30 protein-coding genes and 1 tRNA gene are annotated in these 26950 nt (G+C 59.5%); 13 read left to right on the top strand and 18 right to left on the bottom strand.

Annotated elements, in window-relative coordinates; genetic code table 11:
• Window positions 1-215: 215 nt before the first annotated feature.
• The 7 genes from rlmN to J4E08_RS05440 all read right to left on the bottom strand — a co-directional run bounded on the left by rlmN (window position 216) and on the right by J4E08_RS05440 (window position 5735).
• Complete coding sequence (rlmN, locus tag J4E08_RS05470; protein ID WP_183962539.1) at window positions 216-1400, bottom strand: dual-specificity RNA methyltransferase RlmN; 1185 nt, start codon at window positions 1398-1400, stop codon at window positions 216-218.
• Between the two features lie 102 nt (window positions 1401-1502).
• A complete protein-coding gene (locus tag J4E08_RS05465) occupies window positions 1503-2222 on the bottom strand; it encodes a gamma-glutamyl-gamma-aminobutyrate hydrolase family protein (RefSeq protein WP_349537620.1) in 720 nt (239 codons plus the stop codon).
• Window positions 2219-3154: an amidoligase family protein gene (locus J4E08_RS05460; protein WP_349537619.1), complete on the bottom strand. Its 936-nt coding sequence runs from the start codon at window positions 3152-3154 to the stop codon at window positions 2219-2221. Before J4E08_RS05460 ends, J4E08_RS05465 begins: the two co-directional genes overlap by 4 nt.
• Window positions 3155-3254: 100 nt before the next feature.
• Entirely contained in the window at window positions 3255-4283 is a 1029-nt protein-coding gene (locus J4E08_RS05455) for an AI-2E family transporter (RefSeq protein ID WP_183962536.1), read from the bottom strand.
• Window positions 4284-4286: 3 nt separating this feature from the next.
• Window positions 4287-4940 (bottom strand): hypothetical protein, encoded by a 654-nt coding sequence (locus J4E08_RS05450; RefSeq protein ID WP_349537618.1) that lies wholly within the window; start codon window positions 4938-4940, stop codon window positions 4287-4289.
• On the bottom strand, window positions 4924-5337 hold the full coding sequence (locus J4E08_RS05445; protein ID WP_349537617.1) for a phage holin family protein: 414 nt from the start codon (window positions 5335-5337) through the stop codon (window positions 4924-4926). Before J4E08_RS05445 ends, J4E08_RS05450 begins: the two co-directional genes overlap by 17 nt.
• An 89-nt stretch (window positions 5338-5426) precedes the next feature.
• Window positions 5427-5735, bottom strand: a complete 309-nt coding sequence (locus J4E08_RS05440; RefSeq protein WP_183962533.1) for a hypothetical protein — start codon at window positions 5733-5735, stop codon at window positions 5427-5429.
• Between the two features lie 179 nt (window positions 5736-5914).
• Between J4E08_RS05440 and J4E08_RS05435 the strand changes: the two genes are divergently transcribed.
• Together J4E08_RS05435 and J4E08_RS05430 are read left to right on the top strand one after the other, a co-directional pair.
• Entirely contained in the window at window positions 5915-6085 is a 171-nt protein-coding gene (locus J4E08_RS05435; protein WP_349537616.1) for a DUF1328 domain-containing protein, read from the top strand.
• 142 nt (window positions 6086-6227) lie between these two features.
• Window positions 6228-7391: an HWE histidine kinase domain-containing protein gene (locus J4E08_RS05430; protein WP_349537615.1), complete on the top strand. Its 1164-nt coding sequence runs from the start codon at window positions 6228-6230 to the stop codon at window positions 7389-7391.
• Between the two features lie 69 nt (window positions 7392-7460).
• Here the strand turns inward: J4E08_RS05430 and J4E08_RS05425 are convergent, their stop codons facing one another.
• Window positions 7461-8270 (bottom strand): response regulator, encoded by an 810-nt coding sequence (locus tag J4E08_RS05425; RefSeq protein ID WP_349537614.1) that lies wholly within the window; start codon window positions 8268-8270, stop codon window positions 7461-7463.
• 85 nt (window positions 8271-8355) lie between these two features.
• Here J4E08_RS05425 and J4E08_RS05420 point away from each other — a divergent pair, with 85 nt between their 5' ends.
• The 8 genes from J4E08_RS05420 to J4E08_RS05385 all read left to right on the top strand — a co-directional run bounded on the left by J4E08_RS05420 (window position 8356) and on the right by J4E08_RS05385 (window position 14220).
• Window positions 8356-8664 carry a NepR family anti-sigma factor gene (locus J4E08_RS05420; protein WP_349537613.1) on the top strand — a complete coding sequence of 103 codons (309 nt, stop codon included), beginning with the start codon at window positions 8356-8358 and terminating at the stop codon, window positions 8662-8664.
• Complete coding sequence (locus tag J4E08_RS05415; RefSeq protein WP_183962529.1) at window positions 8651-9205, top strand: RNA polymerase sigma factor; 555 nt, start codon at window positions 8651-8653, stop codon at window positions 9203-9205. Before J4E08_RS05420 ends, J4E08_RS05415 begins: the two co-directional genes overlap by 14 nt.
• A gap of 24 nt (window positions 9206-9229) precedes the next feature.
• Entirely contained in the window at window positions 9230-10954 is a 1725-nt protein-coding gene (locus J4E08_RS05410) for a histidine kinase dimerization/phosphoacceptor domain -containing protein (RefSeq protein WP_183962528.1), read from the top strand.
• Window positions 10944-12419: a phospholipase D family protein gene (locus tag J4E08_RS05405; protein WP_349537612.1), complete on the top strand. Its 1476-nt coding sequence runs from the start codon at window positions 10944-10946 to the stop codon at window positions 12417-12419. The genes J4E08_RS05410 and J4E08_RS05405 overlap by 11 nt, the downstream gene beginning before the upstream one ends.
• A gap of 40 nt (window positions 12420-12459) precedes the next feature.
• Entirely contained in the window at window positions 12460-13410 is a 951-nt protein-coding gene (locus J4E08_RS05400; protein ID WP_183962526.1) for a YihY/virulence factor BrkB family protein, read from the top strand.
• Between the two features lie 45 nt (window positions 13411-13455).
• Complete coding sequence (locus tag J4E08_RS05395; RefSeq protein ID WP_183962525.1) at window positions 13456-13614, top strand: YqaE/Pmp3 family membrane protein; 159 nt, start codon at window positions 13456-13458, stop codon at window positions 13612-13614.
• 118 nt (window positions 13615-13732) lie between these two features.
• Window positions 13733-13966 carry a hypothetical protein gene (locus J4E08_RS05390; RefSeq protein WP_183962524.1) on the top strand — a complete coding sequence of 78 codons (234 nt, stop codon included), beginning with the start codon at window positions 13733-13735 and terminating at the stop codon, window positions 13964-13966.
• 50 nt (window positions 13967-14016) lie between these two features.
• A complete protein-coding gene (locus J4E08_RS05385; RefSeq protein WP_183962523.1) occupies window positions 14017-14220 on the top strand; it encodes a CsbD family protein in 204 nt (67 codons plus the stop codon).
• A 415-nt stretch (window positions 14221-14635) separates the two neighbouring features.
• Here the strand turns inward: J4E08_RS05385 and J4E08_RS05380 are convergent.
• The 3 genes from J4E08_RS05380 to leuB form a co-directional block, all read right to left on the bottom strand.
• A tRNA-Pro gene (locus J4E08_RS05380) sits at window positions 14636-14712 on the bottom strand.
• A gap of 72 nt (window positions 14713-14784) precedes the next feature.
• Window positions 14785-15771: a DMT family transporter gene (locus J4E08_RS05375; protein WP_349537611.1), complete on the bottom strand. Its 987-nt coding sequence runs from the start codon at window positions 15769-15771 to the stop codon at window positions 14785-14787.
• Between the two features lie 210 nt (window positions 15772-15981).
• Entirely contained in the window at window positions 15982-17085 is a 1104-nt protein-coding gene (gene leuB, locus J4E08_RS05370; RefSeq protein WP_183962521.1) for a 3-isopropylmalate dehydrogenase, read from the bottom strand.
• A gap of 84 nt (window positions 17086-17169) precedes the next feature.
• Between leuB and J4E08_RS05365 the strand changes: the two genes are divergently transcribed.
• On the top strand, window positions 17170-17754 hold the full coding sequence (locus J4E08_RS05365) for a peroxiredoxin-like family protein (protein ID WP_349537610.1): 585 nt from the start codon (window positions 17170-17172) through the stop codon (window positions 17752-17754).
• Between the two features lie 637 nt (window positions 17755-18391).
• On the opposite strand, the gene J4E08_RS05355 is transcribed toward J4E08_RS05365, so the two are convergent.
• The 7 genes from J4E08_RS05355 to J4E08_RS05325 all read right to left on the bottom strand — a co-directional run bounded on the left by J4E08_RS05355 (window position 18392) and on the right by J4E08_RS05325 (window position 23909).
• Complete coding sequence (locus J4E08_RS05355) at window positions 18392-18607, bottom strand: hypothetical protein (RefSeq protein WP_349537609.1); 216 nt, start codon at window positions 18605-18607, stop codon at window positions 18392-18394.
• A 127-nt stretch (window positions 18608-18734) separates the two neighbouring features.
• Complete coding sequence (locus tag J4E08_RS05350; RefSeq protein WP_349537608.1) at window positions 18735-19919, bottom strand: endonuclease/exonuclease/phosphatase family protein; 1185 nt, start codon at window positions 19917-19919, stop codon at window positions 18735-18737.
• Window positions 19802-20632, bottom strand: a complete 831-nt coding sequence (locus tag J4E08_RS05345) for a hypothetical protein (protein WP_349537607.1) — start codon at window positions 20630-20632, stop codon at window positions 19802-19804. Before J4E08_RS05345 ends, J4E08_RS05350 begins: the two co-directional genes overlap by 118 nt.
• 406 nt (window positions 20633-21038) lie before the next feature.
• A complete protein-coding gene (locus tag J4E08_RS05340) occupies window positions 21039-21581 on the bottom strand; it encodes an HdeD family acid-resistance protein (RefSeq protein ID WP_349537606.1) in 543 nt (180 codons plus the stop codon).
• Window positions 21582-21698: 117 nt separating this feature from the next.
• Window positions 21699-22304, bottom strand: coding sequence for a 3-isopropylmalate dehydratase small subunit (gene leuD / locus J4E08_RS05335; RefSeq protein ID WP_183962517.1), 606 nt, complete (start codon window positions 22302-22304; stop codon window positions 21699-21701).
• A gap of 9 nt (window positions 22305-22313) precedes the next feature.
• Window positions 22314-23732 (bottom strand): 3-isopropylmalate dehydratase large subunit, encoded by a 1419-nt coding sequence (leuC, locus tag J4E08_RS05330; protein WP_349537605.1) that lies wholly within the window; start codon window positions 23730-23732, stop codon window positions 22314-22316.
• A gap of 84 nt (window positions 23733-23816) precedes the next feature.
• Entirely contained in the window at window positions 23817-23909 is a 93-nt protein-coding gene (locus tag J4E08_RS05325) for an isopropylmalate isomerase (RefSeq protein ID WP_344716582.1), read from the bottom strand.
• Between the two features lie 116 nt (window positions 23910-24025).
• On the opposite strand from J4E08_RS05325, the gene J4E08_RS05320 reads away from it, so the two are divergent.
• Window positions 24026-25378 (top strand): mechanosensitive ion channel family protein, encoded by a 1353-nt coding sequence (locus tag J4E08_RS05320; protein ID WP_349537604.1) that lies wholly within the window; start codon window positions 24026-24028, stop codon window positions 25376-25378.
• Between the two features lie 370 nt (window positions 25379-25748).
• Window positions 25749-26936 carry an acetyl-CoA C-acyltransferase family protein gene (locus tag J4E08_RS05315; RefSeq protein WP_349537603.1) on the top strand — a complete coding sequence of 396 codons (1188 nt, stop codon included), beginning with the start codon at window positions 25749-25751 and terminating at the stop codon, window positions 26934-26936.
• Window positions 26937-26950: the final 14 nt, after the last annotated feature.

Raw genomic sequence — 26950 nt, 5'->3', positions numbered from 1 at the left:
GGGAGCAAAAGCCGATGCATTCTTCGTTCCGTGAGGCCGCAGATTAAAACAAAGGCCGGTCATGACACCCACGGCGTCAAGCACTGAAACCGAACAGTGCAGCCGCCGCAGGTCATGCCCGCCCATTCGAAGCACATATCGCTGATAAACGGCCTCATCGCTTTAGGACGAAATACCCGTCCACAAAGGATCAAAGGCAGCAATCAGGGACAAGATCAGGCAGTGCCTGTCTCTGCTGCGATTTGCTTGCGGGATTTGCGCTCCCGCTCTGTGGCGGACTTCAATTGACCACAGGCGGCCATGATGTCCTCGCCGCGCGGTGTGCGGATCGGAGACGCGTAGCCCGCCTTGTAAATGATATCAGCGAACTTCTCGATCCGTTCCCAATCCGACCGCTGGTAGGGCGAGCCTGGCCATTCGTTGAAGGGGATCAAGTTGATTTTGGCCGGGATGCCCTGGATCAATCGCACCAACCGGCGCGCATCAGCATCACTGTCGTTCACGTCCTTGAGCATCACATACTCAAAGGTGATGCGTTCCGAATTCGACAACCGCGGGTATTCCCGAAGCGTGTCCAGCAACGTCTCAATGTTCCAGCGCTTGTTGATCGGCACCAGCTTGTCGCGCACCTCGTCTGTGGTTGCGTGAAAAGACACCGCCATCAGGCAGCCGATCTCTTCGGCGCATTTGGTGATCTCCGGCACGACGCCAGAGGTGGACAGCGTGATGCGGCGTCGGGACAGGGCGATGCCCTCATTGTCCATGGCGATCTTCATCGCGTCGCGCACATTGTCGAAGTTGTACAATGGTTCGCCCATGCCCATCAGCACGACGTTGGACAACAGGCGCGGCCCCTGATCTCCGGTGCCCATGCCGTGCTCGGGCCATTCGCCCAAGTCGTCACGCGCCATCATGATCTGGCCGACGATCTCGCCCGCCGTCAGGTTGCGCACCAGCTTCTGCGTGCCCGTGTGGCAGAAGGAACAGGTCAGCGTGCACCCGACCTGAGACGAAATGCACAGCGTTCCACGATCCGTCTCGGGGATGTAGACGACCTCGACCTCATGCCCGCCTGCGATCCGAACCAGATATTTGCGCGTGCCGTCGGCGCTGACCTGCTTGGACACCATCTCAGGCAACTGAATAATGAATGCTGCGTCAAGTTGCTCGCGATACCCTTTGGCAAGGTTGGTCATCTCGGCAAAATCACGCACGCCCCAGAAATAGACCCACTGCCAGATCTGGTTCACCCGCATCTTGGCCTGTTTTTCCGGCGTGCCCATGGCAATCAGCGCGTCGCGCAGGGCGACACGGGTCAGGCCGATGATGTTTTGCTTGCCGCCTTCGGGCTGCTTGCGCGGGATCGTCAACACGTCCTGTGTGATGGGAGCGTCGGTCATAAGAGCCATCCTCTGGGAGAAGAAGGGGTTCATATACAGGATTCGACGCGGATTTCCACGCCGAATTCCAAAGGATCACAGGGATGTGGCCGCCAGGCGCTCTTACGCCAGCCGCGCCTCCGCCCGAGCGGCCTCGTTCTGGCCGCGACGCTCCCGCCGCGCACGCGCCGCAGCGACCAAAGCGTGAAAGATCGCGCGTTGCCGATGGGCGTAAAACAGATGCTCCGGATGCCACTGGACGCCGATCGCAAACGGGTCCGAGGTCCGTTCGATCGCTTGCACCATGCCGGCCGTGTCCCGCGCGCAGACTTGCAGCCCCTCGCCCAGTTCCTTCACCGCTTGGGTGTGTAAGGCGTTGACCTTCATCGGTTCCGGTCCAGTGTGTTTGGCCAGCAGCGTATCATTGTCCACGCAGATTTCGCGTTTTGGCAGGATCGTCTTGATCTTGTTGTCCATGCCAAAGGTTTGCCACGCGTTCTGGTCCAGCGTGCCGCCGAGCGCCACGTTCAGCATCTGGGCGCCACGGCAAATGCCCAGAACCGGCATGTTCAGATCCGCGGCCTGCTCTGCCAGCGAGCGTTCCAACTCATCGCGGTCGTGGTCCAAACGCGCAGATACCCCAAGCGTGCCGCCGTATAGCTCCGGGCCGATATCGTCGCCGCCACCGATGACGATACCGTCGACCTTGGACAAATCGCAGTCCCGCTTGGCCCCCCAACGCACGCCACGGGCACCCGCCAGCCAGAGGTTCAGATTGATAAGCGGAAAGATACGCCAACCGCTGCGGTCAGAGACGGTCACACCGATGATAGGTCGCGTCATTGTACAGCCTCGACGCCATGATCCCTCATCATACGGTCAACTTTATCAGACCAGCGCTTGTCCGCACCCGGTGCCGTGTGCATGTGGTCGATCCACGCCTTGCGCAACGAGTCCAGCAACGCGCCATTCTGCGCCACGTCCTCGACAGTCCACCACAGCTTCCACGCTTGCGCCAATGACCAATCGGCCTCGTCGATGCGGCAGTCGGGCAAACGAAAGTGAAACGTCGGGCGCGCCGCGGTCTTGTCCGGTTCCGGAAACATGCGGTTGTAAAGGCTCTCGTTCGCGTGCGCAAAAAGCGGAAACAGGTCCAGCCCGTGGTTGCGCGATTGCACGTGCCGCGCCATCACAACCATCAAATCCGCAAGCGACGACGGTCGCGACCGCGCCAATTCCGTAACGAAGGCCGATGGCCATTGGTTCACAAACGGCATCAGCCGCCGTGTCACATCCAGATCTTCCTGACGCCGCAACCAAGGTTCCAACAGTCCATAGGCAAGGATCGTCTGCATGGTATGCGGATCGTCCAGCGACACCACCTCCGGATTCAGATGCACGCCAAATCCCAGCAGGAGTCCGTCGCGCGTGCCTGTCGCACCCGCCTGACGCAAAGCATCGGTCAAGGCGTCCAGCCGCGCGACCTTCTCGCGGGTCAAGGGCCCTGTGATGATCTCCACCGGGACAAGGCCCGTGGCCAAGTCCAATCCCATCTGCAAAAGCGGAATGTTCTTTTTCTTCCGCAGAACCGTGTCCAGTTCGACCCGGATGTCGCCAATCACGGTCCCGATCACGGTCAGTTCGTGGCTTTCCCCTTCTTCGATGTGCCCACCGAAGGTCTGGAACACCACATCCGCCGCCTGGACCTCATTCAGACCGGCAAATTCGATCTCGACACCCGTTCGGCGCGGCTCTCCTTCGGCAGTTTCGGTCAAAGCAAGGGGTCGATAGTGCGATGTCATTCGGCGACCTTTCGTCAGTCCCGGAGGCGATCCGATGTTCAAGACAGCACAAATGCTCCCCTAGTGCGATGCGTTATACAGCATCCGGCAGAGGGTCGGGCGCAGGCTCTTCGCTGGCCTCGGTCTTGTGACCACTGAACACCAGCACCCAGACCAAGATCGGCAAGGAGACGATACCGCCTACCGGCCCCCAAAGCCACAAGCCAAACAGGATCGCCAGAAAGACCAGCAGCGGGTTCAGGTGCAGGCGCTGACCGACCAAGGAAGGTGTGACGAACTGTGCCTCAATCATGTTAAGACAGAGGAAACCCACCAATGGCACCACGACCATCGCCCCGGTGAAATGCATCGCGCCGCCGACCAGCAAGGCTGCCATCATCATGACCGGCCCTAGGTAAAGCACGAAATTCAGGATAAAGGCCGCACCGCCCCAAAGCATCGCATTGGGCAAGCCAATCAGGGTCATCACACCAAAGGTCCCAAGGCCAAGGCACGCATTGATGAACGTAACGGTCACAAAGTAGTGCGAAACCGCGCGGTCCGCGTCCCGAAGTGCGGCAGCGCGCGTCGGGATGAACTTGTAGATTTCGTCAGCCGTCAGAACAAAGAAGAACAACGTCCCGGCAAAGATCAGCGCCTGTGCAGCAAAGTTCGGTGCCATCCAAAGCGCGTCGATCAATGTCGGCACGGCAGCTTTCACAGCCTCATCACCGCCTTCGGCAATGGTTTCCTCGATCTCACGCCCCAGGGCCTCTGCCCCGCGAACCATGCGGACAATCTCATCGACCCAGTCACGGATTTCGCTCTGGATTTTCGGGATTTCCTCCATCAGCCCGGACATGACCGGGCCAAGAGCGGAAATAAACAGAAGCAAGAGAACAACAGCCAAGAACAACGCAACCGAGGCGCTGACCGCGCGCGGTACACCGAGCCTGCCAAGTCGGTTTACGAAGGGCGCCAACACGACGCCCACAACAAGACCAAGTGCAACGGGCGCAACGAGATCTCCGGCCAATTTCATGGCCGCGATTGTTGCGAGCGCTGCAATCAAAATCAACGCCTGCGCCGCAATTCGGGTCTCGCGATTGGTGAGCCGCCACATATATCAGATCCTGTCGTGTAAATCGTGTTGAGCAGCGGGTTTCGCAGCGGGGTTCGTGCCCGGAAAGGGCTGAGTGCGCGCCTCTTCAACCTGAAGCTGGGCTTCGGCGGCGCGCATGTGTTGGTCGCGTTTTTCTTGGGCTTTCAAACCCTTGCTCGGCCAAAGCTTTGCCGCCGCAAGGCCGATGCCCGCAATGGCCAGGAAGGCCACCATCTTGTGTTCCTTGATGACGCCCAAGGGATCGGTCGGACGTTTTTCCACCTCTTCCTGAGCTTCCATCGCCTCGATCCGCTTACGAATGACGCGTTTGCGGGCCTCTGGCGGCAAATGCCCCAGCCCCTCGTGCAACGTCAGCCGCATTGCTTCAGCGGATGGCGACGTATCCGGCGTCGGGGCCTTGGTCCCGGCCTCTGCCGCCGTGGGCGGTTTCGCCTGACCGCTCTTGGCGATCAGCATGGCAAGGCCAACGCCCATCAGGGCCGCGCCAAGCGGGTTGCGTTTGGCAGTCTTCAATGCCGTTTGAGCCACCGTCTGCGCAATGTCCGTGCCCATCAAGGCCGCAGGTTGTGCATTTTGAGTAAGTCCGGCCAGGGCCGCAGCCAAGCCGGCGCGGTGTACGGCAGCCTGGGCTTCCAGTTCATCAATACGGTTTGGCATGAGGGGCCTCCGTCGTTGCCGACAGATCGGCCCGTAAATTGGCCATGGCTCGATGCGGAACCAATGCGCCTGGCTTGATCCTGTGAGCGCCGACCAGCGCTAAAATCACCGCCAGACCCAGCGCGGAAAAGCCGACGGTCAAAACCGACCACATCAGCGTCCAGCCCAGCACCTCGTACAAGGCGATCACGGCGGCGGCCGACAGCACCATCAAAGCCACGAACATGAAGATCGCGGCAACAACCAACATCACGGCGCCCAAAGCCATGCGCGCCGCGCCGCGCGACATTTCAGCCTTCGCCAGCGCAAGCTCGACCCGAACAAGAGAACGCAGCTCCTCCATGAGGGCCACGATATAGGCCGGAATTCCGGCGGCAGATGGATTGTGATGTGTCATTCGGGTGCGTTTCCCCTTTTGCCGTTAGCGGTCTGTTATCAAAGGGTTGCGCCGCAGACCGCGTCAGCGGTCCACGGCGAGAGCCAAACTCAGCGACGCGCTTTCAACGCCAGGCCGACGAGCAAGCCGACACCGGCCGCGCCAAGCAACGCCGTGGTCGGGTTGTTGCGCACCATGGTTTCAAGCTGACCGTGCGCATCTCGCACAGCGAGCGCGCTCTCTTCATATGCAGCCTCGACGCTTTCACTTGCAGCGTCGAATGCACGTGCGGCGTGCTCACGGGCCTCTGTGTAGCCGCCCTCGAGCGACTCACGTGCACTGTCAACAGCGTCGCGGGCATGTGCGGTGGCTTTTTCCATGCCAGAGCCATTGCGAATAGGGTTTTTCGAAGCACTCATGATGTATCTCCTTTTCATCTGCTCAACACCGCTAGGGCGAAAAGGTTCCGCGACCACTTGCAAACGACAAAGACCGAACTCCGCTGCGCTCCGGTCTCTTCGCGTCACGTTGAAGGGAACTTCCACGACCCGAAAAAGGTTGAACGATCACAACGCATCAACAGAAGGTAGAGAAAGATATGCTGTATTGGACAATAATGTTTTTCGTGGTCGCCGTGATCGCGGGGATCTTTGGGTTTGGCGGTATCGCCTCTGCTTCGGCAGGCGTGGCCCAAATTCTATTCGTCTTGTTTTTGATTCTTTTCGTCGGTGCATTGATCATGCGCGCCGTGCGAGGACGTTCAAGCTGACCTACAACAGGTTGCCAGAGACGGAGCTGAAAGCAAGCAACTAGACCCGGGGCTTAACTGTTCCGGATCTTTTTTCTTTTTTACTGCGAATTTAGCTATAGATAAGGTCGCCTACATGTTTTTAGGACCGGGGCCTAGGTGAATGACGGAAATGCGACTTGGCAGCGGACTGCATCAACAAGCCGAAACCTCCGACCATGTGCTGAAATTGAGCGATCCTGTTCGTCTGGATGTGCTGAAGGCCAGCGGGCTGATGGCCGGCGGGCCGGACAAACCCCACGATCGCTGCGTCCGTCTGGCCAGCCGGATCCTCGGGGCACCCGTCAGTCTTGTCTCTTACGTCGACACCGAGCGCCAGCACTTCAAGGCGCATATCGGCCTTGAAGGCAAAGCATTGGAAGATCAGGGAACACCGCTGACGCACTCCTTTTGTCAATATGTCGTCAGCTCCGGAAAGCCTCTGATGATCGCTGACTCACGCCTCGATCCTGTGCTGTCGGACAATGGCGCAGTGCACGATTTGAATGTGATCGCCTACCTCGGTGTCCCGATTCATGCTCCGGGCGGCGAGGTGCTTGGCTCTTTTTGTGTTATCGATGGCAAGCCCCGCGACTGGACGCAGGACGATCTGGACGCTTTGAATGACCTAGTCGCCATGCTGGAAACCGATCTTGCGCTGCGACAGACCGTCAGCGAACGCGACGTGGTATTGCAGGAAATGAACCACCGCGTGCGCAACCTGTTTTCGCTGATCAATGGCATGGTGCGCATGGATCGGCGCACCGCGACAAGTGTAGATGAGCTGGCTGAAAGCATCGCAAAACGCCTCAGCGCCCTGAACGCGGCGCACTCCATGATCGTCCCCGTGGTGGAGGCCAGCGACACCAAGGCCGACGCCGAAGGCGCTCAAATCGACGGCCTGCTGGAAAAACTGCTGGCGCCCTACTCTGGCACAGCGCGACTGGATATCTCCGGACCGGACGTGTGGATCGGACCAAAAGCAGCCGTTTACCTGGCGCTCACGGTGCATGAACTTGCAACGAATGCAGCGAAGTACGGTGCGTTGTCCGTCGAGGGCGGGCATCTCTGCGTGCAATGGCAGGTCAAGAATGAACGGCTGGAGATCGACTGGACGGAGACGGGCCAATGCTGGGAGGACGTGACCCAGACAAAGGGCAGCGGCTTTGGCTCGCAACTGCTGAGCATCTCCGTCGAATCTCAATTGTCGGGCACTATCGTGACAGACGTGACGCCGGACACCTTTTCCCATCACATCAGCCTGCCGATGGAGCGTCTGGCGCGTTAATCGTTCGCCTGATGTCAAAAAAACCGGGCGCACTCCTGAGTGGCCCGGTCTTCTTTTGGAGGCGTACCCTTACGCCTGAAGCGTCTCTGTTGATGAGAAGAACATCGCTTGGCTCACTGCCGAGCGCACCTGTTCTTCGGTGTACGGCTTGGCAATCAGGAACGCCGGTTCAGGGCTTTCACCCGTCAGCAAACGCTCCGGGAAAGCGGTGATGAAGATCACCGGAATATCCGAATTGTCGCCAAGGATCTTGTTCACCGCGTCTACGCCGCTGGACAGGTCAGCCAGCTGAATGTCCGAGAGGATCAGATCCGGAGCCTGCTGCTCATAAAGCGCCAGCGCCTCTGTCTCCGTCTTGGCAATGCCTGTGACCTGATGGCCCATCTCGCCAACAATGCTCTCAAGGTCCATGGCGATGATCGCCTCATCCTCGATGATCATGACCTTGCCGTTGATCGACTTGGCCATCTCGACATAGGCGATGTCGACGAGCGAGCGCGCTTCATCCTCGGACACGTCCAGAACCGTGCCCACTTCATCGAACGACATTTCTTCGATTGTGTGCAGCAACAACGCCTCGCGGGTGTCACGTGTCAGACGGCCGAGGTGCTTTTGCGCCTTTGCCGCCAAACCGGCTGCATCGTCTGCCAGAGCACCTCCCGTGCTGTTCCAGATCATCTGAAACACCCGGAACAAAGCCACTTTCGCGGGGATGGAACGGTCAAAACTGTCGAAATCGCTCAGGATCGCCTCAAGAGTTGCGGCGGCATAGTTGTCCCCCTTCTCTTGTGACCCGGTTAACGCACGTGCGTAACGACGCAAAAACGGCAGGTTGCTGCCGATCACGCTGGTAAGATCCGAAGACTGAGATGTGCTCATCGTCTGCTTTCCATCAATATATTTTTCATTTGCTTGGGAACCAAACGCCTTGCACCCGGTTATGTTCCCGAGACAATGAAAAAAAGTGCAGGCAGAAGTGTGGGCGCGCGAAACTGCAGGGGACGCAGTGCGGCAGCCTATTTTTTTCGGCTTGCAGGAACAAAACTCACGCATTCGTGTTGAGTTCCGAAACGATGGCAAAAGTGTGCAGCAGATGAACTCAGATCGGAAGACTTCAAAGGTGCAGCAGGAAATCGATGACAATCTGAAACGCGCCTACGGGGACGTTACGAAACAAGATGTGCCAGACCGGTTCACGGACCTTCTGGCTCAACTTCGTGCAGCCGAGGAGTCCGGCGGCCCCGAAGGCGGTGACAGCAATGCAGAATCGTGATCCACGCGACCAGTTGGTCGATCACTTGGGTGCAATGCGTGCGTTCGCCATGTCGCTGACCGGCAACTCGGCTTTGGCAGATGACATGGTTCAGGATTCTCTCGTCAAAGCTTGGACGAAAATCGATTCATTTGAGACTGGAACCAATTTGCGGGCTTGGCTGTTTACCATCCTGCGGAACACCTATTACTCCCACCACCGAAAGGCCCGCCGCGAAGTGGGCGATCCCGACGGGACGTTCTCGGCCAGTTTGGCCCAGAAGCCGGACCACGACGGGCGCCTTCAGATGCGGGATTTCAATACAGCATTCGCGACGCTCTCCGATGAGCAGCGCGAGGCGTTGGTACTGGTGGGTGCAGAGGGGTTCTCCTACGAAGAAGCCGCAGAAACTTGTGGTGTCGCTGTGGGAACCGTGAAAAGCCGGGTTAACCGGGCGCGGGCGCGGTTGGCGGAGCTGATGGGCCTCGACGAGAATGAGCATCTGGAACTTACGGACCGGGTGACCTCAGGCATCGTTGCGGCGCAAAAGCACGCTATGTGATGAAACAATAAATGAGCTTTGAGCGTGTTGAAGGTCCTGTCCAAAAGCCTAGGGGCGCGGATCGCGTTCCTCATGTCCTTGGCAATGCTGCCGCTGGGCCTGATCTCGATCTACCAGACGCAAGTCGTGGTGGACGAGGCTCAGGCTCTGTCGCGCGCCGCATTGCTGTCGGAGACAATGGCAGCCGCCAGCGGCGAGCGTGAGCTAATTCAGCAAGCGCTCGGCTCCGCACGGGGTTTGGCATCGGCCGTCATCAACACAACGGGCGAGCCGTGTGACGAAATTCTGGCCAATTTCGTCAACAACCAACAAACTTACATATATGCCAGCTACGTTCAGGCCGATGGTGCGATGAACTGTAGTTCCGCCGGCGAAAGGCGGGTTTTCTCCGATGCTGGCATGATGGCAGAAGCGATGGCTCAAAATGGCCCCCGGGTAGAGATGCTGCCATCGGGCCCTATGACAGGGCAACCCGTCATCATCGCATCTCATCCCGTGGTCCTCGACGGCGAGACACTCGGCATTTTGTCCATTTCGATCCCGAATTCCCTGGCGGAGTCGTTGATGGATAACCCGATGCCATCCAACGAGTTGAAGCTCGCCTCGGTAAACATCGAAGGCAAAGTGATCTCCGCATCCGAAGGCGTGCGCGCCGCCGCGACGTTCCTGCCACAGAATGTCCCGCTTGATGAACTGGTCACGCGCGTCGGCAAAACGTTCAGTGCCTCTGCCGGCAACGGAGAGGAGCGTTTCTTTGCTGTCGCGCCGATGATCGACGACGTGCTGGTTCTCGTAGGAAGCTGGCCTGTATCCGTCGCCAGCAGCAGTGGCGAAGGTCCACGCGCCAGAATGGCCGTGATCTTCCCGGCACTGATGTGGCTAACCGGAATAGCGGTCGCCTTTCTCGGTTTGCAACAACTGGTCGTGCGGCACGTCAAACAGTTACGGTCTGCCATGCGCCAATTTGCCTTGGGCGAGCGCCATGCCGAGCCACTGAAGCTGCAAAACCCGCCCGAAGAGCTGGAAGAGGCGCAGCGCGCCTTCAATCGCATGGTTCTGATCCTGACAGACGCCGAAGCCCGTCAGGAACAGGACCTGCACGACAAGGAAGTGTTGCTGAAAGAAGTTCACCATCGGGTCAAGAACAACCTGCAGCTCATCGCATCGATCATGAACATGCAGGCGCGTTCTGCACGTTCCGCCGAAGCGCGCCATATGCTTGCCGGGCTTCAGCGCCGGGTGCGCGGCCTCGCGATGCTGCACCGGACGCTCTATACCACCACCGACCTGACCACTGTCGATTCCCAGGATCTGATTCAGGCGGTAGTGGACGACGTTTCGACCATGTCCCGCGACGGCTCCGTCGTCCTGAAATGCGAGATTGCCAGCGTCCCCCTGTTTCCCGATCAGGCGGTTCCGTTGTCCATGCTCGTGACCGAAGCCCTGTCCAACGCCTACAAGTATGTCGGCACCTCGTCCGACGCCGCGCCGCGCATCTCGATCACTGTCGGCGAGGCAGATGGAGACATGGTGAACCTACGGGTGGAAAACAGCGTTGGGAGCGACGATGGCCGATCCGACGATGAGGCGGAGAACACCGATGGACTTGGAAACCGCCTCATGACCGCCTTTGTCCGCCAACTGGACGGACAAGTGACCCATTCCAGAGAGGTTGACTGCTACGCGCTTGAAATCACTTTCCCGCGCCGAGGGTTCACGCCTCAGAAAAAGGTTAATAATGCCGCTTGATTTCGATGTCCTCATCACGGCGGACGAAGCATGGCCCGAGTTTGAACGCGCTGTGCTTGACGCTAAGACGGAGATCCTGGGCGGTTTTCGTATTTTTGACATGACCACGAAGCTGCGCAGCCCCGAAGGCCGCGCAATAGGGGAAGACTGGTTCGACCTGCTGGCCCATGCCTTGAAACGCGGCGTCAAAATCGTATTGGTGGTCAGCGACTTCGACCCCGTCATCGGCACCCCGCTGCATGAACTTGCCTGGCGTACGGTGCGCCAAGGCGTCGCGCTGTCCGAAATGGTCGATGTCTCCCCCGGCCAGCTGGAGGTGCGCGCAACCATGCACCCAGCCAAACCTGGGATATTGCCTTGGCTGGCGTTGTTGCCAGCCGCGATCATCAAACGCTCCCGCCGCCTGCAACGGATGCGCCACGCCCGCTTGAGCCGTGAAGCCGTCGGCCTGGACAGCGGCAGCCTGCCAGAGCTTCACACCGTCACGCACCACCAGAAACTGGCGGTGATCGACGGGGAGGTGCTGTATGTCGGCGGCCTGGACCTGAACGAGCGCCGCTTCGACACACCCAAGCACGAGCTTCCGTCAAATCTGACCTGGTCAGACGTCCAGCTGATCATACGCGGTCCGGAGGCAAAGGACGCGCGCGAGCATCTTCTGACCTTCGAAACGCTCTGTGGGGCAAGGACGCAGCCAAAGGCGCTGCCGCTGATCAAGCGCACCTTGTCCTGCCCACGCAAATTCCAGCTGCCCTTTCTCTCGCCAAATTCCATGTTGCACGAGATCGAAGATGCTTATGTGAGCGCCTTCCGCAGCGCGCAGCACCTCATCTATGCAGAGACGCAATTCCTGCGGTCTGGTTACCTGGCCGATGCGCTGGCCGAAGAGGCTGCAAAAAAACCCGATCTGACAGCCTTCTTCGTGACCCCGGCCCTCCCCGAAGATGTGGCCTTCGAAGGCAACGAAGCAGTGGATGCCAAATTCGGCCTCGGCTTGGAACGTGATGCCATGGCCACTCTGCGCGAGGCCTTTGGGGATCGCGTGACCTTTGCCGCGCCGGTCCGTCCGGTGTTTGCGGCGCGCGAATCCAAGGCTGTGCTTTCCGGGTCGCCAATCATATACGTTCACAACAAGGTGTTGGTAAGCGACGATAATATAGGTATCGTCGGGTCAGCCAACATGAACGGTCGGTCCATGCGGTGGGACACTGAAGTGGCGGTCGAAACGAAACAGCCAGAGCGCGTCGCTTTGCTGAGAAGGAAGCTCTTCGACCATTGGTGGTTCAACCCGCTGCCGGACGAAGCCCGCCATCCCCGCACGTTGCAGGCGTGGTGGGACGCTGAAATAAAACGCAACGGGGTGCGGCTGCCGGAACATCGAAGCGGTTTCCTGGTGCCCTTCGATCAGGACAAAGGGTCTGAACTGGCGCAACCAATGCCGGGTGTGACTGAAAACCTCGTCTGACTCCGTGCATCTGAGGCAGGCCAAAAACCCGGAGCCAGCAATGAGCCGAGGCCGCACTGCAAACAGCCCCTTCCAGATCCCCCGCAAGGGACTGATCGACGTTGTCATGCGCATCTACAATACCATGATCGTTGACAATCTTGGCTTGCTGGCTGCGGGGATCGCGTTCTATGGCCTGCTGTCCCTCTTTCCAGCGATCACCGCCGGCGTGGCGCTGGCCGGAATGGTGACGGACCCGTCTTTCCTGATCGACGTCTCCGATCCGATTTCAAACGTCCTGCCCTCTGCTGCGGCGGAAATCCTCATGGGCCAGCTGACCAGCGTTGTGACCACCTCGAATGACACGCTCGGGTGGGCCGCCGTTTTCGCCATAGCGCTGGCGCTTTATTCCGCATCAAAGGCCATGGCCAACCTGATCATCGGCCTCAACGTCATCAATGGCGAGCGGGAGACGCGCAATATCGTCAAGCTGAAGGCCATAAACGTGGTCATGACTCTGTGCCTGATCATCGGCATCCTCACGGCTGTCGGGATCGTTGCAGCCATGCCGACGATCGCTGCGGTGGTCTCGAAGAACGCGCAATTCACGACCTTTGTGCTGATCCTGCGCTGGCCTTTGCTGTTCATTCTCGGCGTCTTTGGCATCGCCATGCTGTACCGTTTCGGCCCGTCCCGGCGCAAAGCGCGGTGGCGCTGGCTGACCCCCGGCGCGGCCCTGGCCTGTGCGCTCTGGGTTGCCGGCAGCGTTGGGTTCAGCCGCTACGTCCAGTCCTTTGGCAGCTACAATGAGACATTCGGAGCCCTTGGCGGCGTGATCGTTCTGCTCACATGGCTGTGGCTGTCCGCCTACATCGTATTGCTGGGCGCGACGCTCGATGCCGAGATGGAAGCGCAGACCCGTCTGGACACAACGGTTGGCAAAGATCGGCCTCTTGGCCAGCGTGGCGCGGTAAAAGCAGACACGCTAGGCGATCTTTCCGGGGAACCCTGAGCCGTCCCATCCGTTAGCTCCTCGAACAACGAACACGAGGACCTCATGGACCTGATCCGCATTATATTCGCTATCCTGCTGCCGCCCTTGGGCGTATTTCTGCAGGTTGGCCTTGGAAAACACTTCTGGCTGAACATCCTGCTGACGCTCTGTGGCTATATCCCCGGCATTGTACACGCCGTCTGGATCATCGCCCGGCGCTGACAGGGCCGCCCTCTAATTTGGCCTCATGCAAATTATTTTGGCATTACCGGAACCGACGCCGCGTAACCACGTTGAGATGCAGAAGCTAAGACACTGAAATCAGATAAGGAATACTTTCATGCGTATTGGTGCAGTCATCGCAGCCATTATTGCAGTCGTCGTAATCGGCTTCGGCATTTACATGATCGACATTGACCAGACCGAAGAAGGCTCGATGCCCGAGGTCTCTGTCGAAGGCGGTAATCTGCCCGAATTCGACGCTGAAGTTGGTGACGTCGATGTGACCGAAGAAGAGGTCACTGTCACGGTTCCGGAAATCGAAGTTACCCCGCCGGAAGACGATAATAACTGATCTCTCTTCCCGGCTGTCTAACGCAACTTAATCAAGCAATGGAGTAAGTTATGGACAACGATCGTATCGAAGGCAACTGGACTGAACTCAAAGGCAGGCTGCGTGAAGCGTACGGCGACCTCACAGATGACGATCTGGAGCAAGCCAAGGGCAATCGTGAACAGCTTGAAGGCAAGCTTCAGCAAAAGCTGGGCAAGGAAAAAGACGAAGTTCGCAAGATTGTGGATGATGCGATGGCCAACAATCGGGCCTGAGACCTAAAATACAAGGAAGCGGCGAATTACCTCGTGCCGCGGACTTGTCGAAGACGCCGGTCGCTGAAAAGCGGTCGGCGTTTTTGCTGCTGGACAGTCTGCAGACGCAGACAAGATGCAGACATCCGTGCAATCCAGGATATATGTCTTGGGTGTCACTGGGCGAACGGGCCGACTTTGGACAATGACGCGTCAGGACCAGCTGACCGCAAAACAGCCTTTCGTGACTTTCCCAGCGAAAAAGAACGTTCCGCCCCGAGGTCGGTCGATGGGGCAGCTAGGCACATTCCGGTCTTCTGAGACGCAATGACCTTGGCATTGACCCCTATTGAAATGGGACAATAGCAAAAGGTCGCACCATGTATCGGTCCCAGCGGGACCTCAAAGTGCAATCCAACAATACTCTCTGGTAAATTGGTCGGAGCGAGAGGATTCGAACCTCCGGCCCCTGCCTCCCGAAGACAGTGCTCTACCAGGCTGAGCTACGCTCCGACCGTGATGCGCGGGATATAACCACCGCGCGAATTTGGCAAGAGACGTTTTCGCCCCCTGCCAATCAAAATGCTAGCCTGCTTTGACAGCGGCCTGCGCGCTGTCTGCCGCCATTTTCCGACGATCCGACGGGCGCAGGAAGGGAGAGATCCGGAAAGACGATCCATAACCGCGCGATCGCGTTCGCAGAACTGGTGTCTGGCTGTCGCCCTTCGTGCTTTCGCGGGCAACGATGTAGATGCCGGATGCGATGATGATTCCGGCCCCGATGATCGTGTAGGTGTCGATGGTCTCGTCGAACAGGAAAAATCCGTAGGCACTGGCCCAAAGGATCTGGGAGTACTGCATGGGGGCGACGATGGCGGCCTCCCCCGATTTATAGGCCGCGATCAGGAACAGTCCCGCGACAAAGCCCAGCAGCGAAATCATGGAGGTCGCGCCAATATCAATAATCGGCATCGGCTTATAGACGGCGATCATCAGGATCCCGACCACCACGAAATTCGCGGCCATAGGATAAAGCAACAGCGTGACGGACCGTTCTGCGTGACCCACCTTGCGCACAATGATCGATGCGGTCGCGCCAAACACCGCGGACCCCATCGCCGCGAGGTGACCGCTCGACAGTTCCGTGGAACCGGGCCGCAGCACCACCATCACCCCCAAGAGACCGACACCAACAGCCAGGCCACGGCGCCAGCCCACCTGCTCCCCCAGCAACGGGATCGACAGCAGCGTGATCAACAGCGGCGTGGCAAACAGGATCGCATAGGTCTGCGCCAGTGGCAGCACGGAGAATGCATAAAAGGCGCACATCCCGTTCAGCACTGCGGCAGTGGTCCGAATGGCCGTCCACCACGGATGCACGGGACGCAGGGTGCCGGGCATCGGGTCGCGCATCAGCATGAAGCTGACCAGCGGAAACGACATCAAGGAAGAGAAAAAGATCACTTGGAACGGAGAATAGCCCCCGCCCAAATATTTGACGACCACGTCATGCGTGGCAAAAATACCGAAGGCGGTCAGCGCGAAAAACGCGCCTTTTGCGTTTGGTGACATGTGGGGAACCTGCTTTGCGTATGGCTTGACGCTATGCATGGTCTCCGCAAACTTGCAAGGGTGCGCCCGCCATGTTTTGCCGCATCACTTTGATATCGCTTATTATGTGACCTTCTTTGCATTTGGCTCAAAACCATCACACATTCACGTATGACAAAACGGGCAGCGCAAGACTGCACCGCCCGTTAACTTTCTTATGACATCAATGCCTTACAGGGAGGCGTCAAGTGCCGCCACAACGGCATCGCCCATCTCGGACGTGGAAACCGGGGTTACGCCCTCTTCGCCCAGCAGATCGGCGGTGCGTTTGCCGTCGGCCAGCACCTGCTCCACTGCCTTTTCGAGGCGGTCCGCTTCTTCGCCCATGTCGAAGGAGTAGCGCAGCGCCATGGCGAACGACAGGATACAGGCAATCGGGTTCGCCTTGCCCTGACCGGCAATATCCGGCGCAGAGCCATGGACCGGCTCATACAGCGCCTTGGGACGACCGTTCTCCATCGGTTGCCCCAAAGAGGCAGACGGCAGCATTCCCAGCGACCCCGTCAGCATCGCCGCAGCGTCGGACAGCAGGTCGCCGAACAGGTTGTCGGTCACGATCACATCGAACTGCTTGGGCCAGCGGCAGAGCTGCATCGCTCCGGCGTCTGCATACATATGAGACAGCTCGACCTCGGGATACTCCTTGCCAACCTCGGTGACGACTTCGCGCCACAGGATGCCGGATTCCATGACGTTGGCCTTCTCCATGGAACACAGCTTCTTGCCGCGCTTCATCGCCAACTCAAAGGCAGAGCGCGCCACGCGGTCGATCTCGGACTCCGTGTAGCGCTGCGTGTTGATACCCACGCGCTCATTGCCCTCTTCGATGATGCCGCGCGGCTCCCCGAAGTAGATGCCGGACGTCAGTTCCCGCACGATCATGATATCAAGACCGGCCACCACGTCCTTTTTCAGCGAGGAGAAGTCCGCCAGCGCGTCAAAGCACTGCGCCGGACGCAGGTTGGCAAACAGGTCCATTTCCTTGCGCAGACGCAGCAGGCCGCGCTCTGGTTTCACGCTGAAATCAAGGTTGTCGTACTTCGGACCGCCCACGGCCCCCAGCAGGACGGCGTCGACGGTTTGCGCCTTCGCCATGGTGTCATCGTGCAGCGGTGTGCCGTGCTTGTCGTAGGCCGCGCCCCCCACCAGATCCTCGGACACGTCAAAGGCGAGATCGCGCTTTGCACCGTACCAGTCAATGATCTTGCGCACTTCGGCCATGACTTCGGGACCGATCCCGTCACCGGGCAGGATAAGAAGCGAGGGGTTGGACATGGGCTAAACTCCGGTTTTCGTGATGGAACGGGCGTAGACCGCACGGGTTGTAGGGTCAATGCAATCTGACGACAGGAGGCTCTTATGCTGACCCCGACCCAACCCTTTCCCGACCTGACCTTGCCGACCCTTGGCGGGGACGACTTCGACGTGGCCCGCGACATGGGCGAAAACGGCACCGTCGTGGTGTTTTACCGCGGGGCGCATTGCCCGATTTGCAAAGCACAGCTCAAGGAGATCGAAGGTCTGCTTGACGAGGCTGCCGCGCAGAAGGTCAATGTCGTGGCTGTCAGCGGTGACACCAAGTCCCGCGCCGATGCCACCGTCGAAGAAACCGGCGTCCAGAACCTGACCATCGCGCATGACCTCTCCATGACCGAGGCGCGCGATTGGGGTCTGCACATCAGCAAGGCACGTGACGGTTCGGACGAGCCGGAGCTGTTCAGCGAGCCTGGCATTTTCTACCTGCTGCCCGATGGCACGATCTATGCAAGCTGGGTGCAGTCCTTCCCCTTTGCCCGTCCCTCTTTCGAGGACGTGCTGGCCGCCGTAAAGTTCCGCGCCGACAAGGGTTACCCGGCCCGCGGCAGCTACACCGGCCCATTGGCCGAACACGACGGCACTTTGAAAGTGGAGGCCACCGACGGCCCCCATGCAGAAGCGTACTGATCCAGAATCGGTTGCACCCTTGCCTGAGGCGCGTACCGGACGGGCCGCAGGCAGGGCGTTAACCAAATAACCTCAAACGCGGCCGGCCAGACCAACCGACGCGGCTTGGTGCATTTGGTAGCACCGGCTCCAAGTCCGGCTGAGTATCCCCGAAATCGCATCCTACGATGTCTCCGTACCGTCTGGCCAACGAATCTGAGCGCGATACGTCTGGCCCAAGCATACCAATATCAAGGCTGCCGATCTGATAGATGCTCAGTGTCGGCGAAACGGCATCCCGGCAGTTCGACTCGGCGACTGAGCCTTGGGGCGGATATGGGGTGAGACAGCGCCGACCTCATGAAGATGGTAGTGACGTCGCATGGCGGCGCACCGCAGGTCCGCCATTTTCTCCCTCTCATGATATTGATCCACAAGAAACTGCCGCGCAGCAGCCGAGTTATGCTCTGTCCCAACGTCGCCGAAAGAAGATCGAAGCCCCCTTCGGATGGGCCAGAATCTTGGGCGACATAGACACGACCCACAAGGCCGCGTGCATTTAACGCCGACCTGCAATCCGGCTAAACTGCCGAAACTCCTTTTCGCCCGACGAAAGGCCTAAGCGGGTTCCCGCATCCACAGCCGAAACGTACCTCCATCAAACCGTGACGACAGCAATACCGCCCTTCAGGATCGCGCTCATCAGCAATCCGTCAAACGCGCCACGGAACCAGCCAGCGTCATGTCCAAGATTTCCGAACCACCAATCGATATGTGTCAGACAGCCCTGCATCCCCCACCGACCTTTGAGGTTGTGAAAAAGCTTTAGTGGTTGCGCTGCTAACTCTGGCAGAAGTCGTAGAACCTTGGCCATCTCAGGCCGTACCCTGTAAAATTGCCCTGACGCACAGTTGTTACTTCTGTCAATCACGCGGCTGGCTTGGTCGAAGTCTGGCACGCCTGCACATGCCCCAAGCAATTCAGCCGTTCCAACCCACCAGTTAGGTACCCCCTGCCATTTGGCGTAAACCACATTGGGTTCGGTCGGTTGTGTTTACGCGGTTTTGACCAGTTTGCCGCCGAACCGTTGCAGACGGCTGTGGCTTGAGCAATTGCGCCTTCGCAGGCACAGCCACATCCACCCAAACCAGCCGGTGCGCCCCGTGCACCCTTGGCGCTTCACGCGGTACAAGGCCCGCTCCCATCACCTCCAGCACCCGATCCGGCAGCACGTAGCTGACACGCATCGGGCCGGTCTGGTCCCATGTCACAGTGTCAGTGCCCGCCTGCGGATCTTGCAACCGAGGATGCGCAAGCATGGTCCTCACTCCATCATGCAGCCCGTCGCCCCGGTCCGGATCGACATTGAAGTTTCCCAAGACCACCGCCGGAACATCAGGCGGCGCGCCAAGTCGCCCATCTAGATAATGCCCCCAAAGCGTCACCTCATCCAAGTTCCGGCGACCATTCCGATCCTCTGGGCCATCGAATACCGGTGGTGTCGCGGCGAGCGTCAAAAGCAATACGTCACCCTCGGGCGTTGCTACGCAAATGGCCCAATGCGCCACGCTCGACAGCCTCTGAACCTGTCGGGCTGCATCCATCGGAGACATCGCACTGCCCGGCGCTTCCATCCAAAGAAGATCGCTGAAATCCCGCTCCAACGTTGACGGATAGCGGGATAAAAGCGCCATCCCGCCCTGACCCGAAAATTGCCCGTAGCCATGCGCATCTCGCGGCCTGCCAAATCGACCGTCTCCGTCCAGATCAAGACCCGTCGGCCAACCTGAATTCGGCCGTGTCGCATAGAGATACGGCAGGTCCAGACCATCCGCAGCCAGCCGTTCCTGCAACGCCCCCAAAGCCGCATGGCCGGCGTCGAAATCAAAGTTGGTCAGAAGAAGGATGTCAGGAGCAGCTTCCAGTATGGGTGACACGTCACGCTCATCCGCCAATATGTCTTGCAAGAGCAGCCCCGGCCCCTTGTCGCTGAAATTACCGTGCCATGTGGCAATCCGAACATCGGCGCGCGCGGCAAAGGCCACCAGAACGTAACTCAGCAGCAGGATCAGGCCAGCTGCACCTCGGCCTGCGCGTAAGCGCGTCGGCGCTTCTCTTCGATCAGATCCGCGATTCGCATCAGAGCGACGCCGCGCATGATCAAGCTTGTGGGCAAAAAGGACCATGCGATCATCGTCCAAATCAGCGGTTGGTGGTCGATAAGGTTCGGTGCAGCGTCCCAGGTCGATGTCATTTTGAGCACTGCCGGAATCAAGAATGGCAGTAGAAACCCTAAAGCCACGTTAAAATGGCTATCGCGTTTCAGCCGGTACAGCACGTCGCCCCCGGTCGTCGGGTCGAACAGCGGCAAATTCACCCAAAAGTTGAAAGCCCCATTGCGGATCGGCCAGTCCAACAGCCGCACAACGGCGACAAATACCAACATGGTTACCAACGAAATGAGATAGGCCAAACCCGCCATCGTGCGTATCAAATCGCGCGCCGGGCCAGACGCATCCCCGGGCGAGACAAGAACCATCAACCGCACGGGCGAAAACGGAAAATCCATCGCTTCGCCAATGTTGTATCCCACCTCATTCAGCAGGTCTGTGAGGCCGGTGGGATGGATCGAACCACGTGCGATCAGCGTCAGCACCAAGACCGAGGCCAGCAACGTCCCGAAGCGCATCCGGTTGAACGGCGGCGCGTCACGAAATTCAATCAATGAGGGAAATTCAGAAACGTATTCAGAAAATGTCAGAACCGCAGCAACCAGCGCCAGCAGCGCGACGATCTGGGCGGAATCGTTGTTCACGTCTGGAAGCAACATCGCGGGAATCGCGATGAGGAATGCAACAAGGAAAGCGCGCGCCGCAGCCGCCACCATACGTGAGATCACTAATCTGCCCTTCCGTTCCGGACAGCCACGATGCAATGCCGCGACCTTGTTCCATCCCGTTCCCCGCCAATTTATGGCGGGCTGCCTCATTCTCGCCCAAATTCTGCCCTTTTTCACGAGGCACGACAACAACAAGGTCGGGAGTCACACGATTTTCCAGCGCCAAAGCGGTGTGACTGGTGCCGGAATGCATCAATGACGCAGCATCCCCGTGACGTTGATGTGGTGGCTCACAAGATGTTGTGTCGCAAGGGAAATCTGACCCGAATCGAACAAGCAGCCCGTCGTATCTGATCCAAAAGGTCGTCAAAACAGTCACATATGGAGCAGGCTCAGAAGCCTGACCGGTCGCGGAGCAGTCCCGCTGCCTGACGAACGCGCCCGCCGCATGTGGTCATGTCAAAAGTCAGGCGTGGCTGTGATCTTTATCCAAATCTTCACGCAACTGAGCCAGCCTGCGCGGCCGCAGCATCAGGAACGCTACACCGGTGGAGATCAGTTCAATTCCCAGCAGGACACCCGGCACGGTCGCAGAGGCGCTGAGCAAATTGAAGGCGATCAGCAAAGCCAAAGCGACGGAAACAGCTCCGGACAGCGCCAGCATCCATGTGCTGTCAGCGGTCCGACGGGCAAACGCGAGGTACAGCTGCATCGCGCCGGACACAAAGAACAGCACGCCCAGCAGCACAGTCAAGGACACCAGTCCGGTCAAAGGGTTAAGGATGAAGCTCAGGCCCAACGCCACTTCGAGCAGGCCGAATATGCCGCTCCACACGCGACTGTCCCGGTCCCGAAACGCACCAACGATGTGGACTGCCCCGGCAAACACGAACGACCATCCGACAATCAGGGCAACCGTAACCGAGGCCGCGAAGGGCAGCAGCAAGGCCAGTATGCCGCCAACGATCAAAACAATACCTGAGATCACGAAAAATGTTCGGGAGGTCATTTGAGCTTCTCCAAGTAGCGAGGACTTAAATCAACGTTTCGAAATCCGTACAGTTCCTTGGCGGACATAACAAAAGGCCCGCGCGATGGCGGGCCTTTCGGATCATGTGATCGGGCGTCAGACCCAGGGACGCTCTTGCGCCATCTTGGTCTCGTAAGTGTCGATCGCCGGGGCTTTTTCCAGCGACAAGCCGATATCGTCGAGCCCTTCGAGCAGGCAATGCTTCTTGAACGAATCCAGCTCGAAGGAGAAGGTTTCCCCTTCGGACGTCGACACGGTCTGGTTTTCCAGATCGACGATCATGCGCGCGTTGGAACCCTTCTCCGCATCCTTCATCAACACGTCGACGGCCTCTTGCGGCAGCACGATCGGCAGGATGCCGTTCTTGAAGCAGTTGCTGTAAAAGATGTCGGCAAAGCTGGTCGAGATGATCGACTTGATGCCGAAGTCCTTCAACGCCCAAGGTGCGTGTTCGCGCGACGAACCACAGCCAAAGTTGTCGCCCGCAATCAGGATCTCCGCATCGCGATATTGCGGCTGGTTCAGCACGAAACCGGGGATCTCGTTGCCTTGCCGGTCGTAGCGCATCTCGTCAAAGAGGTTCACGCCCAGACCGGACCGCTTGATCGTCTTGAGGAAGATCTTCGGGATAATCATGTCGGTGTCGATATTGACCAACGGCATGGGCGCCGCGATCCCGGTGAGTTTTTGGAATTTTTCCATGGTCAGTCCTTAGACAGCGGTTTCGGTCATCAATTCACGCACATCGGTCAGACGACCGGTCAGTGCAGCCGCCGCGGCCATGCCCGGCGAGACGAGGTGCGTGCGACCCTTGTAGCCCTGACGGCCCTCGAAGTTGCGGTTCGAGGTCGATGCGCAACGCTCGTTCTCGGACAGCTGATCGGGGTTCATGGCAAGGCACATGGAACAGCCCGCCATGCGCCATTCAAAGCCAGCGTCGATGAAGATCTTGTCGAGACCTTCCTCTTCCGCCTGGGCGCGCACAAGACCGGAGCCAGGCACGACCATCGCGCGACCGACCTTGATCTTCTTGCCTTCGACAACCTTTGCGGCGGCACGCAGATCTTCGATCCGGCCGTTGGTGCAGGACCCGATGAACACGGTGTCGATCTCGATGTCGGTCAGCTTCTGACCGGCGGTCAGGCCCATGTATTCAATGGCGCGCTTGGCCGCTTCGACCTTGCCACCCTTGAAGCTTTCCGGTGCAGGCACGACAGAGGAAATCGGCAGCACGTCCTCTGGCGAGGTGCCCCAGGTCACAACCGGCTCGATCTCTTCGCCTTTCAGCGTCACGACCTTGTCGAATTGCGCGCCTTCGTCGGTGAACAGCGTTTTCCACCAGTCCAGAGCCGCCTCGAATTGCGCACCCTTCGGCGCGTGCGGGCGGCCTTTTACGTATTCAAACGTCTTCTCGTCCGGCGCGATCAGGCCCGCGCGTGCGCCGCCTTCGATGGCCATGTTACAGACCGTCATGCGGCCTTCCATGGACAGCTCGCGGATCGCTTCGCCACAGTATTCGATGACGTAGCCGGTGCCGCCACCGGTTCCGGTCTCGCCGATCACGGCCATCGTGATGTCCTTGGCGGTCACACCGGGATTGAGCTTGCCGGTGATCTCGACCTTCATGTTCTTGGACTTCTTCTGGATCAGCGTCTGCGTGGCCAGCACGTGCTCCACCTCGGACGTCCCGATACCATGCGCCAACGCGCCAAAGGCCCCGTGCGTCGCGGTGTGGCTGTCACCACAAACCACGGTCATGCCCGGCAGGGTCCAGCCTTGTTCCGGGCCAACGATGTGCACGATGCCCTGACGGACGTCGCTCACCGGGTAGTAGTGGATGCCGAATTCCTTGGCGTTGGTGTCCAGCGCGGCCACCTGGATGCGGCTCTCCTCCGGCATCTGGTCGGGGTTGTCGCGGCCCAGCGTGGTGGGCACGTTGTGATCCGGCACGGCGATGGTCTTGTCCGGTGCGCGCACGGTGCGGTTCGCCATGCGCAGCCCTTCAAAGGCCTGCGGCGAGGTCACTTCGTGAACCAGGTGGCGGTCGATATAAAGCAGACAAGTGCCATCAGCGTCCTCGGATACGACATGCGCATCAAAGATCTTGTCATAAAGCGTCTTGGGGGACATTGGTCCTCTCCCGATGTTGTGCAGCTGGAATTGGGGTTCGGCGCGGTCAAAAACGCGCCAGGCGTGGGCCTCACCCACGCGGGGTCACGCCGATAGGCAGGCGCGCACCGTAAGGGTGGCACCGAAGAAGCGTTCACGCAGGCGGGCGCGGTCGCCAAGATCGAGCGTCTGTTCCATACGCAGGGAGATAACCGCAGAAAGTGAGTCTCGCAAGAGCGCGCACATATCATACCTTGACAGTTGCACGTGTCAGGCCACCCGCTACAGTCGAGGAAACCCGATGAAAGACCCGCATGGACCCTGACAACACGATCCCGCTTGATCCGACGGTGCTGCAACCGGTCCTCGATTTCCTGCTGGCCGAAGGCGCCAGCCTCTGGGGAGAGCTGACACGCAGGTGGACCCGCTATCAACTGGTTATTGCGCTGGGGGTGTTCCTGCTGGCCTGGGCGATCACGGCAGTGGTGCGCCCGCGCTACACTGAATGGCTCAGAACCCGCGAAAACTGGCCAAAGCTGCGCTTGCGGATCGGCCTGATCATCCAGCGCCGGATGCGGATGATCCTCTTTGTGATCATGATCTGGTGCGCTTACCTGATCATGTCGGAACTGACATGGGGCTCGCGAACCGTCCTGCTCAAGGTTCTGGCCAATCTATCGACCGCATGGCTGTTCATCGCCTTTGCCACCCGCCTGGTCATGAACCCGGCGATGGGCGTTCTGGTGCGCTACGGCGCCTGGACCTGGGCCACCCTGTCGATCCTTGGCTGGAAGGACGAGGCGCAGACGGCACTCGAATCCATCGGCTTTTCCCTGGGCGAGATGCGCCTGTCTCTATGGCTTCTGATCAAGGCGATCGTCGTCATGGCGGCACTTCTGGCGCTGGCGCGGCTGGTGACCGGGGCCTCTGCCGCGTCGATCCAGCGCAACAAGGATATCAGTCCCTCAATGCAGGTGCTGATGGTCAAGATGTTGCAGGTGGCGCTGTTCGGATCGGCCTTCTTCATCGGGCTGAAATCCGTCGGCGTCGATCTAACAGGTCTGGCGGTGCTGTCCGGTGCCATCGGCGTCGGTCTGGGCTTTGGCCTGCAAAAAGTCGTATCGAACCTTGTCTCCGGCATCATCATCCTGCTCGACAAATCGATCAAGCCCGGCGACGTCATCAGCCTTGGCGGCACCTTCGGCTGGATCGAGTCCCTGGGCGCGCGATACGTCAGCGTTGTCACACGCGATGGCAAGGAATACCTGATCCCGAACGAAGACCTCATCACCGGGCAGGTGGTGAACTGGTCGCATTCGAATGACTTTGTGCGGCTCGATATCAACTTTGGCACATCCTACCAAAACGATCCGCACAAGGTTCGCCAAATTGCCATAGAGGCCGCCAAAAGCGTGGACCGGGTTCTGACAAGCAAGCCGCCGGTCTGTCATATCGTGGGCTTTGGGGATTCCTCTGTCGATTTCGTGCTGCGCTTCTGGATCACCGACCCCACCGGCGGGCTGACCAACATTCGCGGAAATGTCTTTCTGGCGCTCTGGGATGCGTTTCAGGCGAATGACATCTCGATTCCGTTTCCACAACGCGAAGTGCGCATGCTTGGCACATCACAAGATTCCGACCATGCTGCGAATACAGCGGAGCGTTAAGGCCCCTTTCGCATCCCTGAGTGCATGTGCTCGCTACGCCTCGATCAGACCCTACCCGGCCCCAAATGCCTCTCTATTCTTCCAAAGAGGACAGCGGCCCGCCCTAAGCAGGTGAAAACAGGCACTTCGGAAGGCGCTCCTTTCATTGAAAAAGCCGCGACACCATATCCGTCCATCATCGGGGCCCAATGTCTCTTTCTGCCGCCACTGAGCCTCGCAGCCCGACAGTCACATCCCATGCCTCTCTTCACCCACGTTCGCGCCCGCAGCATTCCAAGCTGCGGAACAGCCCCGCATCTGACGGGACGTTGCGGCTGACAATCTGTTAGGGGCCACGCATAGTCCCGATCAAACAGTGGGAGTGAGAGATATGACAAACCGAACCGACGAGATCGTCATCCTGAGCGGCGCACGCACCGCCATCGGCACCTTTGGCGGCAGCCTTGCAGGTGTGGCGCCCATCGACACCGCCACCGCCGCCTCCAAGGCCGCGTTGGAGCGCGCAAATGTGGATGGCGCGCAAATCGGCACGGTGGTCTTTGGCCACGTCATCAACACGGAACCCCGCGACATGTACCTGTCGCGTGTCGCCGCCATGCAGGCGGGCATTCCCGACACGGTTCCCGCGATGAATGTGAACCGCCTTTGCGGCTCCGGCGCGCAGGCCATCGTCTCGGGCGTGCAATCTCTGGCACTGGGCGATGCGGAATTTGCCCTGGTCGGCGGGGCGGAGGCCATGTCACGCGCGCCTTACATCAACCCCGACCAGCGCTGGGGCCAGAAGATGGGGGACATCCGCACGCTGGACATGATGCTGGGGGCGCTGAACTGCCCCTTCGGCACCGGCCACATGGGCGTCACCGCTGAAAACGTCTCCGCCGAGCATGATATCAGCCGCGAGGCACAGGACGCCTTTGCTCTGGAAAGCCAAAAACGCGCCGCCGCCGCCATCGAGGCCGGGTATTTCGACAGCCAGATCGTCCCGGTGGAGGTGAAGCAGCGGCGTGACACTGTGGCGTTCAAGACCGACGAACACCCCAAGGCCACAACGCTTGAGGCCCTTGCCGGCCTGCGCCCGGCGTTCAAAAAGGACGGCAGCGTGACGGCGGGCAATGCCTCCGGCATCAACGACGGCGCCGCCGCCCTGGTTCTGGCACGGGCCGACGCAGCCCAGCGCGCAGGCCTGACGCCCAAGGCACGGGTTCTGGGCTATGCCGTCGCGGGCGTACGGCCCGAGGTCATGGGCATCGGCCCCATCCCCGCCGTCGAAGCACTGTGCAAGCGCACCGGCCTGTCCGTGAGTGACTTCGACGTGATCGAAAGTAACGAAGCCTTCGCCGCGCAGGCACTGGCGGTGAACAAGGCGCTCGGCCTCGACCCCGCCAAGGTCAACCCGAACGGCGGCGCCATCGCGCTCGGGCACCCCGTGGGGGCCACCGGGTCCCTCGTCACGGTCAAGGCCCTGTACGAGCTGGAGCGCATCGGCGGCAAGCGTGCGCTGATCACCATGTGCATCGGCGGCGGGCAGGGCATCGCCTTGGCCATCGAACGGCTCTGAGCCTCTGGTAGGTC

The organism is Sagittula sp. NFXS13 (genome assembly GCF_040148795.1).
GTDB lineage: Bacteria > Pseudomonadota > Alphaproteobacteria > Rhodobacterales > Rhodobacteraceae > Sagittula > Sagittula marina.
This window is presented reverse-complemented; position numbering and strand designations above follow the sequence as displayed.

Coding starts and splice junctions, on each gene's coding strand:
- rlmN (WP_183962539.1), bottom strand. CDS start 1,400: ATGACCGACGCTCCCATCACACAGGACGTGTTGACGATCCCGCGCAAG.
- J4E08_RS05465 (WP_349537620.1), bottom strand. CDS start 2,222: ATGACGCGACCTATCATCGGTGTGACCGTCTCTGACCGCAGCGGTTGG.
- J4E08_RS05455 (WP_183962536.1), bottom strand. CDS start 4,283: ATGTGGCGGCTCACCAATCGCGAGACCCGAATTGCGGCGCAGGCGTTG.
- J4E08_RS05450 (WP_349537618.1), bottom strand. CDS start 4,940: ATGCCAAACCGTATTGATGAACTGGAAGCCCAGGCTGCCGTACACCGC.
- J4E08_RS05445 (WP_349537617.1), bottom strand. CDS start 5,337: ATGACACATCACAATCCATCTGCCGCCGGAATTCCGGCCTATATCGTG.
- J4E08_RS05440 (WP_183962533.1), bottom strand. CDS start 5,735: ATGAGTGCTTCGAAAAACCCTATTCGCAATGGCTCTGGCATGGAAAAA.
- J4E08_RS05435 (WP_349537616.1), top strand. CDS start 5,915: ATGCTGTATTGGACAATAATGTTTTTCGTGGTCGCCGTGATCGCGGGG.
- J4E08_RS05430 (WP_349537615.1), top strand. CDS start 6,228: ATGACGGAAATGCGACTTGGCAGCGGACTGCATCAACAAGCCGAAACC.
- J4E08_RS05425 (WP_349537614.1), bottom strand. CDS start 8,270: ATGAGCACATCTCAGTCTTCGGATCTTACCAGCGTGATCGGCAGCAAC.
- J4E08_RS05415 (WP_183962529.1), top strand. CDS start 8,651: ATGCAGAATCGTGATCCACGCGACCAGTTGGTCGATCACTTGGGTGCA.
- J4E08_RS05405 (WP_349537612.1), top strand. CDS start 10,944: ATGCCGCTTGATTTCGATGTCCTCATCACGGCGGACGAAGCATGGCCC.
- J4E08_RS05400 (WP_183962526.1), top strand. CDS start 12,460: ATGAGCCGAGGCCGCACTGCAAACAGCCCCTTCCAGATCCCCCGCAAG.
- J4E08_RS05395 (WP_183962525.1), top strand. CDS start 13,456: ATGGACCTGATCCGCATTATATTCGCTATCCTGCTGCCGCCCTTGGGC.
- J4E08_RS05390 (WP_183962524.1), top strand. CDS start 13,733: ATGCGTATTGGTGCAGTCATCGCAGCCATTATTGCAGTCGTCGTAATC.
- J4E08_RS05385 (WP_183962523.1), top strand. CDS start 14,017: ATGGACAACGATCGTATCGAAGGCAACTGGACTGAACTCAAAGGCAGG.
- J4E08_RS05375 (WP_349537611.1), bottom strand. CDS start 15,771: ATGTCACCAAACGCAAAAGGCGCGTTTTTCGCGCTGACCGCCTTCGGT.
- leuB (WP_183962521.1), bottom strand. CDS start 17,085: ATGTCCAACCCCTCGCTTCTTATCCTGCCCGGTGACGGGATCGGTCCC.
- J4E08_RS05365 (WP_349537610.1), top strand. CDS start 17,170: ATGCTGACCCCGACCCAACCCTTTCCCGACCTGACCTTGCCGACCCTT.
- J4E08_RS05355 (WP_349537609.1), bottom strand. CDS start 18,607: ATGGCCAAGGTTCTACGACTTCTGCCAGAGTTAGCAGCGCAACCACTA.
- J4E08_RS05350 (WP_349537608.1), bottom strand. CDS start 19,919: ATGGTCCTTTTTGCCCACAAGCTTGATCATGCGCGGCGTCGCTCTGAT.
- J4E08_RS05340 (WP_349537606.1), bottom strand. CDS start 21,581: ATGACCTCCCGAACATTTTTCGTGATCTCAGGTATTGTTTTGATCGTT.
- leuD (WP_183962517.1), bottom strand. CDS start 22,304: ATGGAAAAATTCCAAAAACTCACCGGGATCGCGGCGCCCATGCCGTTG.
- leuC (WP_349537605.1), bottom strand. CDS start 23,732: ATGTCCCCCAAGACGCTTTATGACAAGATCTTTGATGCGCATGTCGTA.
- J4E08_RS05325 (WP_344716582.1), bottom strand. CDS start 23,909: ATGGAACAGACGCTCGATCTTGGCGACCGCGCCCGCCTGCGTGAACGC.
- J4E08_RS05320 (WP_349537604.1), top strand. CDS start 24,026: ATGGACCCTGACAACACGATCCCGCTTGATCCGACGGTGCTGCAACCG.
- J4E08_RS05315 (WP_349537603.1), top strand. CDS start 25,749: ATGACAAACCGAACCGACGAGATCGTCATCCTGAGCGGCGCACGCACC.